The sequence below is a fragment of the Harryflintia acetispora genome, from assembly GCA_004340125.1.
In the GTDB taxonomy this organism is placed as follows: domain Bacteria; phylum Bacillota; class Clostridia; order Oscillospirales; family Ruminococcaceae; genus Harryflintia; species Harryflintia acetispora.
This window is the reverse complement of record SLUK01000010.1, coordinates 1-10550: the sequence shown is the minus strand read 5'-3', so window position 1 is coordinate 10550 and position 10550 is coordinate 1. Positions and strand designations below refer to the sequence as shown.

Annotated in this window: 10 protein-coding genes and 1 riboswitch; of the genes, 8 read left to right on the top strand and 2 right to left on the bottom strand. The window is 63.9% G+C overall.

The genetic code is table 11. The annotated features are described in order from the left end of the window. The first annotated feature begins 112 nt into the window (after positions 1 to 112). From EDD78_RS10815 to EDD78_RS10790, 6 genes are read left to right on the top strand one after another with little or no spacing between them, the layout of a single operon-like run. Positions 113 to 1807: a menaquinone biosynthesis decarboxylase gene (locus EDD78_RS10815; RefSeq protein ID WP_132084939.1), complete on the top strand. Its 1695-nt coding sequence runs from the start codon at positions 113 to 115 to the stop codon at positions 1805 to 1807. Further along, positions 1797 to 2696: a 4-hydroxybenzoate octaprenyltransferase gene (locus EDD78_RS10810; protein WP_286170856.1), complete on the top strand. Its 900-nt coding sequence runs from the start codon at positions 1797 to 1799 to the stop codon at positions 2694 to 2696. The genes EDD78_RS10815 and EDD78_RS10810 overlap by 11 nt, the downstream gene beginning before the upstream one ends. A 10-nt stretch (positions 2697 to 2706) precedes the next feature. Then, positions 2707 to 3279, top strand: coding sequence for a UbiX family flavin prenyltransferase (locus EDD78_RS10805; protein WP_079699884.1), 573 nt, complete (start codon positions 2707 to 2709; stop codon positions 3277 to 3279). Next, on the top strand, positions 3276 to 4187 hold the full coding sequence (locus EDD78_RS10800; protein WP_159449030.1) for an ABC transporter substrate-binding protein: 912 nt from the start codon (positions 3276 to 3278) through the stop codon (positions 4185 to 4187). Before EDD78_RS10805 ends, EDD78_RS10800 begins: the two co-directional genes overlap by 4 nt. Then, entirely contained in the window at positions 4139 to 4921 is a 783-nt protein-coding gene (locus EDD78_RS10795; RefSeq protein ID WP_207668675.1) for an ATP-binding cassette domain-containing protein, read from the top strand. Before EDD78_RS10800 ends, EDD78_RS10795 begins: the two co-directional genes overlap by 49 nt. After that, positions 4918 to 5652 (top strand): ABC transporter permease, encoded by a 735-nt coding sequence (locus EDD78_RS10790; protein ID WP_132084938.1) that lies wholly within the window; start codon positions 4918 to 4920, stop codon positions 5650 to 5652. The genes EDD78_RS10795 and EDD78_RS10790 overlap by 4 nt, the downstream gene beginning before the upstream one ends. 70 nt (positions 5653 to 5722) lie before the next feature. On the opposite strand, the gene EDD78_RS10785 is transcribed toward EDD78_RS10790, so the two are convergent. After that, the gene (locus tag EDD78_RS10785) at positions 5723 to 6259 is read right to left on the bottom strand and encodes a folate family ECF transporter S component (protein ID WP_079699880.1); all 537 of its coding nucleotides are present in this window, start codon (positions 6257 to 6259) and stop codon (positions 5723 to 5725) included. Between the two features lie 123 nt (positions 6260 to 6382). Further along, positions 6383 to 6482: riboswitch (THF riboswitch) on the bottom strand. A 184-nt stretch (positions 6483 to 6666) separates the two neighbouring features. Then, entirely contained in the window at positions 6667 to 8922 is a 2256-nt protein-coding gene (locus EDD78_RS10780; protein WP_132084937.1) for a hydratase, read from the bottom strand. Positions 8923 to 9097: 175 nt separating this feature from the next. Between EDD78_RS10780 and EDD78_RS10775 the strand changes: the two genes are divergently transcribed. Both EDD78_RS10775 and EDD78_RS10770 read left to right on the top strand, forming a co-directional pair. Next, the gene (locus tag EDD78_RS10775; protein WP_159449029.1) at positions 9098 to 9994 is read left to right on the top strand and encodes an LCP family protein; all 897 of its coding nucleotides are present in this window, start codon (positions 9098 to 9100) and stop codon (positions 9992 to 9994) included. A gap of 63 nt (positions 9995 to 10057) precedes the next feature. Next, positions 10058 to 10258 (top strand): DUF378 domain-containing protein, encoded by a 201-nt coding sequence (locus EDD78_RS10770; RefSeq protein WP_079699877.1) that lies wholly within the window; start codon positions 10058 to 10060, stop codon positions 10256 to 10258. The last annotated feature ends 292 nt before the right edge of the window (positions 10259 to 10550 follow it).

Here is a 10550-nt window from a genome sequence, read left to right as displayed (position 1 = left end):
GCATAGAGTTTTGCGCGCGGCGATATATATGGAATAGTCTTCCCCGTTTGCGCCAAAATTAATGCTCGTGAACGTTGTCCACGCAAAATTACGTTTGAAACGGGGGAGCGCCGTGCCGAAGCGGAACCTGAATTCTTTCATAAAAGCGCTCGAGGCGCGAGGGGAGCTGCGGCGGGTAAAGACCTTGGTCTCGCCCGTCCTGGAGATCACCGAGATCGCCGACCGGGTCGGCAAGCAGGGCGGACCGGCCCTGCTCTTCGAGCGCGTCGAGGGCTCGGACTTCCCGGTGCTGATCGGCGCTCTGGGCAGCGAAGGGCGCATGAGCCTCGCCCTGGGGGTGGAGGACTTCGGCGCGCTCGAGCGGCAGCTGGAAGGGTATCTCGACCTGTCGCGCTACACGACGCTGCGGGGGCTCCTTTCGAGCATCCCATTCTTTTGGCGGATGTTTCGCAGCCTGCCGGTTCGCGTCCCCCTCGGCCGCCCGCCCTGCCAGGAGGTAATCGAGCACAGTCCAAACCTTGGGGAGCTCCCCATCTTAAAGTGCTGGCCGCTCGACGGCGGGAAGTTCTTGACCCTGCCCGTCGTCTTCACCAAGGAGCTGGGCGCCAGGACGCAGAACGCCGGGATGTACCGCATGCAGGTACTGGACAGGGCCACCACCGCCATGCACTGGCACAAGCACAAGGACGGCTCGCAGATTTTTGAAAGCTACCGGAAGGCGGGCAAGCGCATGCCGGTGGCGGTGGCGCTGGGGTGCGACCCGGCGATCACCTATTCCTGCACCGCGCCGCTGCCCCCGGGGGTGGATGAAATGCTGCTCGCCGGATTTCTGCGCCGGCGCCCGGTATCCCTTGTCCGCTGCCGCAGCTGCGATCTTTGGGTGCCGCGCGACGCACAGTTTGTGCTGGAGGGGTATGTGGACCCGCTCGAGCCCCTCTGCCGGGAGGGCCCCTTCGGGGACCACACCGGCTACTATTCCCTGGAGGGGCTCTACCCCCGCTTTCATCTGACCTGCCTGACCCGCAGGAAAACCCCCGTCTACCCGGCCACGGTGGTGGGCCGCCCGCCGATGGAGGACTGCTACCTGGCCAAGGCGACCGAGCGTCTCTTCCTGCCCATCCTGCGCAAGGCCATCCCGCAGCTACATGACCTCTGCCTCCCGCTCGAGGGGGTGTTCCACGGCTGCGCCGTGCTCAGCGTAAAAAACGACTTTCCCGGCGCGGCGCAGACGGTGATGAACGCCGTCTGGGGGATGGGGCAGCTGCGCTACACCAAGCTGCTGATCGCGGTGGATGAAGGGACCGACCCCTCGGACCGGCAGGCGGTACTGAAGGCCGTCCTGCAAAATGTCGAGCCGGGGCGGGACCTTACCTTCTCGAAGGGGACGCTCGATGCGCTGGACCACTCCTCGCCCACCGCGCTCTTCGGCACCCGCCTGGGGGTGGACGCGACGGCAAAGCCAGAGCGCCCCGCCCGCCTTGGGCGCATGGAGGTCACAGCGGTGGATAAGCGGGAGGCCGGGCAGGGCCTGCGCGCTGCGCTGCGGCTGCTGGACGATAGGAAGGTCAAGCTCGCCGTCGCGGTGGACCGGGACGTGGACGTGCGGGACCTCGGCGAGGTGCTCTGGAGGATCTATAACAACATCGACGCCGGGCGGGACCTGGCCGTGCACGCCGGCGGCGCGGCGCTCGACGCCACCCGAAAACGGGAGGACGAAGGGCTCCACCATCCCTGGCCCGCGGACATTGAAATGGACGGGGAGGTGCGCCGGCGGATTACCCGCCGGTGGAAGGAATATGGCTTATAAAAGAATGGGCTTTGCGTTGTCCGGGCTGCGCAGCTGCCTTGGGCGGGCGCGGCGGTACGGCACGCTCGTCATGTTCGGCCACACGGTCTTTTCCCTCTCCTTCGCCGCGCTCTCGCTGCTCTGCGCGAGCGGCGGGCGGCCCCGCTTTGCCACCCTCTTTTGGGCGGGGCTCGCCTTTTTGTCGGCGCGCACCGGGGCCAACGCCCTCAACCGGGCGGTGGACGCGCAAATCGACGGGCGCAACCCCCGCACCGCGGGCCGCCAGATCCCCCGCGGGGAGGTCACATCCGGCGAGACGCTGGCGCTGAGCGCGGTCTGCTTTTTGCTGTTGATTTTCAGTGCCGGGATGCTGAATCCCGTCTGCCTGCTGCTCTCGCCGCTGGCGCTGCTGCTGATGAGCGGCTACTCCTACACCAAGCGTTTCACCTGGCTGTGCCATCTCGTGCTGGGGGTCACCTGCGCCTGCGCGCCGGTGGGGGCGTGGCTGGCGGTGACCGGACGCTTCGCGCTGCGCCCCTTGCTGCTGGGCGCGGCCAACTGCCTGTGGACCGCCGGGTTCGACATCCTTTATGGCACCCAGGATTATGAGTTCGACCTTGCGCACGGGCTTTATTCCATTCCGGTGCGCTTCGGGCTGCGCCGCGCTTTGCAGATCAGCGCCGCCTTTCATCTTCTGGCGCTTCTGGCGCTTCTGGCGTTCGGGCTGCTGGAGGCGCGCATGGGCCCTCTCTTCTGGATGGGGTTTGCGGGGATCGCCGCACTGATGGCGCTCCAGCACCGGATGGTCACCCCCAACCGGCGGGACAAGGCGCAGCTCGCTTCCTATAATGTCAGCCAGCTGACCAGTCTGCTGCTGCTTTTTTGCGGGGTGCTGGACGTCTATTTATAAGGAGGAGACGATGGAACGTTATATTGTCGGGATCACCGGGGCGAGCGGGAGTGCCTACGCGCTCGCGCTCATCGATGCGCTGCTTGCGCGCGGCGCGCGGGTGCATGCCGTACTCACCGGGATGGGGGAGCAGGTGCTGCGCTACGAGTGCGGCCTCGGCTTCGACGAATGGGCCCGCGGGCGGGAAAACCTGCAAACCGAGGATGACCGGGACCTCTTTTCGCCCATCGCCAGCGGCTCCTTCCCGGTGTCGGGCATGGCGGTGGCGCCCTGCTCGGTTTCCACCCTCGGCCGGATCGCAGCGGGGGTAGCGGACGACCTGCTCGCGCGGGCGGCGGACGTTTCCCTCGCGCAGCGCCGCCCGCTGGTGCTGATGATCCGCGAAACGCCGCTGAGCGCCGTCCACCTGCAAAATATGTTGACCCTCTGCCGGGCCGGGGCGGTGATCCTGCCCGCCTGCCCCGGCTTTTACCACCGGCCGCAGACGGTCGGGGAGCTGACCGGCTTCATGGCGGGGAAGGTGCTCGACTGCCTGGGGCTGAAGAACGAATGTTATCCACACTGGAAGGGAGTACGCGAATGAAACGGATTTTTTTATTATTCCTGTCGGTGCTCCTGCTGCTTTGCGGCTGCGGCGGCAGGGAGGCGGAAGCCCTGCGCCTGGGGGTGATGTACTCGGCGGACATCCTGCCGCTGGCGCTGATGAAGGAGCAGGGGATGGACCAGGCGCATGGTTTCACCCTGGACATGCAGGTCTTTTCCTCGGCCAAGGACCGGGACGCGGCGCTGCAGGCCGGGGAGCTCGACGGGGTGTTCACCGATTACATCGGGGTCTGCATTTACCAAAACGCCGGGCTGGACGTGCGCATTACCGGCGTGACCGATGGGGACTATCTGCTCCTGGCCGCCCCCGGCAGCGGGATCGGCTCCCTCGCCGGGGCGGCCGGGCAGAGGGTGGCCATCTCGCAGAACACCCTGATCGAGTACGCTTTGGAATATATCCTCGGGGAGGAGGGCTACCCGCCGGACTATCTCAAAAAGGAGCTGGTGCCGCGCATCCCCGACCGGCTGCAGATGCTGCGGGAAAACAAGGTGGAGCTCGTCTTGCTGCCCGAGCCGTTCAGCACCTTGGCCTTGCAGGAGGGGGCAACCGCTTTGGGCAGCGCCAACACCTCCCACCTCTATCCGGCGGTTTCGGCCTTCACCGGGACGGCGCTCGAAAAGAAGGGCGGGGAAATTACCCGGTTTTACGAGGCGTATGACGAGGCGGCGGGGCAGCTCAATGCCCTGCCCGCCGGGGAAATCGACCCGGCGCTGCTCGAGGCGGCTGGTTTTCCGAAGGAGGCCGGTGTCCCCGCCACGCTGCCGCACTACCGCCCGAGCGCGCTGCCGTCCCGGGAGGATTTGCAGCGCGCCATCGGCTGGGCGGCGGAGCGGGGCCTATGCAGCGGGGACCTCAGCCCGGACGCGCTGCTGGGCTCCCCGCGCTGATGCTCAGCGTACGGGCGCTGAAAGCCCGCTACCGCCCCAGCGACCCGCCGGTGATCGAGGACCTCTCGTTTACCCTGCCGGACGGCGGGTCGCTGGCGCTGCTGGGCCCCTCGGGCTGCGGGAAGACCACCCTGCTCCATCTCCTGTGCGGGGTGCTCACCCCCGAGCGCGGGGAGCTGCGTTTTGACGGGGAGCCGCTGACCCCGAAGAAGGTCCCGATCGGACTGGTGCCGCAGGGGTACGGGCTGCTGCCCTGGAAAACGGTGCGGGAAAACTGCCTCTTCGCGGCGCGGCTGCGGGGAGGCGAAGACGCTGCGGCCCTGGATTCCCTGGCAGCGCGGCTGGGACTTACGGCGCTGCTCAGGCGGTATCCGCCCGAGCTCAGCGGAGGACAGGCGCAGCGGGTGGCCCTGGCGCGCGCGCTGCTGATGCGGCCGAGGCTGCTGCTGCTCGACGAGCCCTTTTCGGCCCTGGACATCGGTACAGCGGCAGAGGCCCGCACACTCTGCCACAGCCTTTGGCAGGAGAGCGGCGCCACCCTGGTCCTCGCCACCCACCAGATCGAAGAGGCGCTCTGCTTCGCGCGCCGGATCGCCGTAATGGGCCCGGGCGGACGTTTTCTGGCCCTGCACGAAAACCCGGAGGCGGGGGCGGATGACCTTCGCCGCCGGGTGCTGGCGGCGAAGCTCGGGGAGGAGCTGCGCGCCGCCCGCGCGGGGGAGGCGGCGGGATGAAAAAGACGCGGCAATTCCTTTTGGGGTTTCTCTGCTGCAACCTGCTCTGGCTGCTGCTGGCGGCGGCACTCCGCACCCGCGCGCTGCCCGGGCCCATCGCGGTCTACCGCGCCCTGCCGCAGACGCTTTGCGGCGCCGGCGGGCATATCCTCTTCAGCCTCTGGAGGGTGGGGATGGGCGTTTCGCTGGCGCTGCTGGCAGGCGGGCTGACGGGGATCGCGATGGCCCGCCTGCCAGCGCTCGGGCGCGCGCTCGATCCGGTCCTCTATTTTGCCTATCCGGTGCCCAAGAGCGCGCTGCTGCCGGTGGCCATGCTGCTGCTGGGGCTTGGGGACGGCTCGAAGGTGATGATCATCTTTCTCAGCGTGGTTTTCCCGGTGACGGTGGCGGCCCGGGATGCCGCAAAGGAGACCGACCCCGCCCTCTACGCCCTGGCGCGCAGCGCCGGGGCGAGCCGGTGGCAGAGCTTCTGGCAGATCACCCTGCCCGCGCTGCTCCCGGCGCTGCTGACCAGCCTGCGCCTGGGGGTGGGCACCGCGCTGGCACTGCTCTTCCTGGTCGAAGGCTACGGGACCGACCGGGGGATCGGCTACTACATCCTGGACTGCTGGTCGCGGATTGATTATCTCGGGATGTACGGCGGGATCGTGCTGATCTCTTTGGTCGGCGCGCTGCTCTTCCTCGGCGTGGACCTGCTAGCGCAGAGGCTTTGCCGGTGGAAGCAGGCATAACCACGGCAAAAGCGGTGAAAGCAGAAAAAGTGCCCCGGGTCGTTGACCCGGGGCACTTTTTATAGACCGGTTATTTTCGCTGCACCTGCCGCACCCGCTCCATGGTCTTTAAGATGAAGAACATGATTGCCGCCTCCACCGGCAGGGCGACGGCGTTTTTTATGAGCCGCACCGGCAGCAGCACGTTGATTGCCTGTCCGTAAAGCACCGCCAGCCAGAGTGTGGAGAGGATGACGTTGACCGTCAGCGAGACCACCCCCTTGGTCAGCAGACAGCGCCAGAAGGTGGGGCGTCTATGGTAGAGCAGCAGCCCGTAGATGGTGCCGGTGAGCAGGGCGTTGAAGGTGAAGCCGAAGAAATAGGGGCCGGTGGGGCGCAGGAAAAAGCGCAGCACATCGATCGCCCCGGCCCCCAGGCAGGCGGGCACTGGCCCGAAGAGGAAGCCCATCGCCGAGGTGACGGTGAAGCCCAGGCCGATTTTGAGGAATTCGTTGGGCACCAGGGTGACGAGCCCGAGCAGCAGCCCGAGGGCGATCAGGATGGACATGGTGGTCAGGGTGCGCGCCTCGCGCAGGGAACGGTACGAGAGTCGGATGGATTCCAGCATGGTGACGATACCTCCTTCAAAAATGAAAAGCCTGCCTTTACGCTGGTAAAAGGCAGGCCGTTCCCGTATTTAGATTGAGGCATCGTCGAGGACGCGCCGCGTCCCGTTCTAACACCTTTCACTAACAGCGGGATGCGGCAGCCAAACCGCAAGCTATTCGCTTTTCGTTCCCGCGGCAACTCCCCGTCCGCGGGACACTTTACGCTTGGCTGCCTACTCTGCCTACGCCGGTGGTTACCCACCGGCATCTAAATAATTGCTGACGCAATTATTTTAGACCGAAAGACTGTTCTACGCCGGCGTAAACGTCGGCATCTAAGTTGCTGGCGCAACTTTAGACCGAAAGATACTTGGTACGCCGGCGTGGAGGCCGGCATATGGTTTCAGGCGGCGCTCCCACCGCCGGGTCAGTGGTTCTTATAATAATTGATCAGGCATCCGTCCAGGATGATCTGGCGTTCGTCGTCGGTCAGGCTGCCCAGAGACAGCTTGAGAGGAACCGCATCTCCGTCCGCCAAGACGTAGCCCTCGATGGTTTCCAGGCGCTTTTCCACCGCCGTGCGCACATTGGGGATATAAATCCAGTCGCAGCGCCCGAACTTCGGCTCGCCCTCGAGCAGCAGGGGAAGCATGCCCCAGTTGATCAGGTTGGAGCGGTAGCGCTTGGTGGCATATTCCTGCGCGATGTTCGCCCAGCCGCCGAGCACCTTCTGGCAGGAAGCCGCCTGCTCGCGCGCCGAGCCGTCGCCCGGTTTGACGGCGTAGACCAGCGAACCGATCCCGATTTCCTTGCTGTCCACTCCACTGTCGAGCTTTTTGATCTCTTCGAGCAGTCCCTGCAGCCCGCCGCCAAAGGGGTCCTGCCCCTCCTCGCGCAGCCGCTCGAAAGCGCGCACCTCCTTGGCCTCGCCCACATAGGCGGGGTCCTTGCGCGAGAGGGCGAATTCGCTCAGACGCTCGGGGTTCGAGCGGTAGGACGAGGTTTCGCCCGAGGGGATCAGCTCGTCGGTGGTGGTGACCGGGTCGGTGATGAAGGAGGCGACCTTCAGCAGCAGATGCTCGGTCAGGGCGGGCATGTGGGGCCAGTCGGTGATGTTCGGCCCAAAGCGCAGCTCCTCTTCGGGGCGCGCCTTGCCGAAGCCGTAGTAGCAGCGGTTTTTGTAAACCTCGCCGTTAAACTTGTATGCGGGACTTTGATAATCAATGTCCAGCGTATCGGCCGCGGTGAGCACGCCGCCATTCATGGCGGTGGCCGCGATCGAGCGCGCGTCCATCAGCGCGACCGAGGAAATCTGTCCCTCTCCCGGCTTGGAGCCCTCGCGGTTGGGGAAGTTGCGCGTCGAATGGCGCACGCTCAGCGCGCCGTTGGCGGGCACGTCCCCGGCGCCGAAGCAGGGCCCGCAGAAGGCGCTGCGCACCGTCGCGCCGCTGGTCATCAAATCGGCGATCGCGCCGTTTTCCACCAGCGAGAGGAAGGTCGGCTGGCTGGAGGGGTAGACGCTCAGCGAAAACTCCCCGCTGCCGATCGAATGTCCGCGCAGGATGTCCCGCGCGCAGCAGATGTTGTCGAAGGTTCCGCCCGCGCATCCGGCGATGACACCCTGGTCCACCACCAGCCGCCCGCCGCGGATCTTGTCCTGCAGCGAAAACCGGAGGTCCGGGTTCCCGAGCTGCCGCTTGGCGGTGAGCTCGACCTCGTGGAGGATGTCCGAGAGGTTGGCGCAAAGCTCCTCAATAGTATAGGTGTTCGAGGGGTGGAAGGGCAGGGCGATCATTGGCTTGACCTTCGAGAGGTCCACCGTCACCAGCCCGTCATAGTAGGCGGTCCCGTTTGGAGAGAGGGGACGGTACATTTCTTCGCGCCCGTGTTCCTTTAAATATTCGCGCGTCCTTTCGTCGGTCATCCAGACCGAGGAGAGGCAGGTGGTCTCGGTGGTCATCACGTCGATCCCGTTGCGGTATTCCATCCCGAGGTTCTGGATCCCGTCCCCGATGAACTCCATGACCTTGTTTTTGACATAACCGTTTTTGAAGACCGCTCCGATGATGGCCAGCGCCACGTCCTGCGGCCCGACCCCCGGCCGGGGGGCCCCTGTGAGGTAAACTGCCACCACCTGCGGCAGGGCGATGTCGTAGGTGCGCCCGAGCAGCTGCTTGACCAGCTCCGGCCCGCCCTCGCCGATGGCCATGGTGCCCAGCGCCCCGTAGCGGGTGTGGCTGTCCGAACCCAAAATCATCCGCCCGCAGCCGGCCTCCATCTCCCGCATGTACTGGTGGATGACCGCCTGATGGGCCGGGACATAAATTCCGCCGTATTTGCGCGCGGCACTAAGGCCGAAGAGGTGGTCGTCCTCGTTGATGGTGCCGCCCACCGCGCACAGGCTGTTGTGGCAGTTGGTCAGCACGTACTCCAGCGGGAACTCGCGCAGCCCGCTGGCCCGGGCGGTCTGGATGATCCCGACATAGGTGATGTCGTGGGAGGCCATCGCGTCAAACTTGAGCTTCAGGTTCTGCATGTCCTCTGCGGTGTTGTGGCTTTTTAAAATCGAATAGGCGATGGTATTCTGCCGCAGCTGCCGGCTGTCCAGCCCCGCGCACTGGCCATCATCCAGGATTTCGGCGCCGTTTTTGATGAAGGCGCCGCCTTCTTTGAGTTGTATCATAAAGGAACTCCCTCCTTAAACATATGAATCGTCGAACAAACACAAGTTTAGCATAGAATACCGCCGCCGCGCAAGGTTTTAACAGGATTTGTCTGAGCGCCAAAGGCAAAAAGCTGTATTTTTTCGTTTTGGGCGGACCATGCTATTCTTATTCGGATCAAAAGGAGCGGGGCGGATGAATCAAAAAAGATTGACGGTGCGTTACTTCCTGCTGTCCTTCGCGGCCGGCTTTCTGGTGCTGGCGGTGGCGGCCATGCTGGTCGTCCTCTTCGTGCCGCCTCAGATGCACCGGGATTTGGACACGAATGAGTATCAGGGCGCCTATCTGCCCTCGAACGAGGATGCGCTCAACCTCCTGGTCGTGATCGAGCGCGCCTCCCCCGAAGAGGAGGACAGCTTCCTGCTGATCCGTTTTGATCCGGTGCGCGGGCAGATTCCAGTGCTCGCCCTGCCCGGGCGGACGCTGCTGGAAATCAATAACAACACCCTATCAATCGACAACCTCTATGAATATGCCGGGGTCAAGCGGGTATCGGGCGAGCTGGCGGACGACCTTGGGGTACAGATCGACCGGTATATTAAGATGAATAAGCAGAACGTCATCGACCTTATCGACCTGCTCGGCGGGGTGCGCTACCGGCTGAATGCCCCCCTGACGCTCAGCGGCGGGAACGTGGGCACCACCCTGGAGGCGGGAAACCAGCAGCTTTCGGGCAGCCTCTTCTATGAGGTAATGACCTATGGCGGCTATCCCGATGGGGAGCTCGGGCGCGCCCGGGTGATGGGGGAGCTCGCATGCTCGTTGATCAACCAGCATGGGGAGCTGATCCTGACCGAGGAAAGCGACGCGCTCTTTGAGCGGATCGTCAATATGGTCCAGACCGACTTTTCCGCGATGGATTACACCCGTATAAAGCCCGCCGCCCGCTTTCTGGCACAGCTGCGGGGGGAGGCGGCCATCTCGATCCCCATCACCGGGAACTCGAACGAGCAGTTTGAAATTTTTTCGCTGTCCAAAACCGCGCTCGGGCAGATTCAGGAAATCTATTCTCCCGCGCAGCAGCACGTCTGAATAAATGGAAACAACTGGACCATACTACTAGCGAAAAGCAATTGGGAAAGGAAGTTTTACAGTATGCTTGATAAAATTGCATTGATTCTGGTCATCATCGGAGCGCTCAACTGGGGCGCCATCGGGATCTTCCAGTTCGACCTGGTCGCCTGGATGTTCGGCGGACAGGCGGCGGTTCTCAGCCGGATCATCTATACCCTGGTGGCGCTGGCGGGAATCTGGGTGATCTCCCTGCTCTTTAAGGATACGTCGCACGCCGACTGATTGCGACAGGAATAGCTTTGATTTACGCCGGGAAGCAGGTAATGTGTTTCCGGCGTAAATTAAAGTAAAATTTTCTTGAAAAACAAGGGAAAATATACTTGACAAACCGGACAACCCTATGCTAATATAAATAAGCTGTCCGGCGGGAGGCCGTGATCTTGAGCCCGAAAGGGTGAAAGGAAAGGGTTGACAAGAAAGGCAGCGGGGTGATATAATAAAACTTACCTCCCTCGGGAGGCGGGGTTTGTTAAAAAGCCCGGGAAACGCGTCGGGCGCGGCCCGACACCAAAGA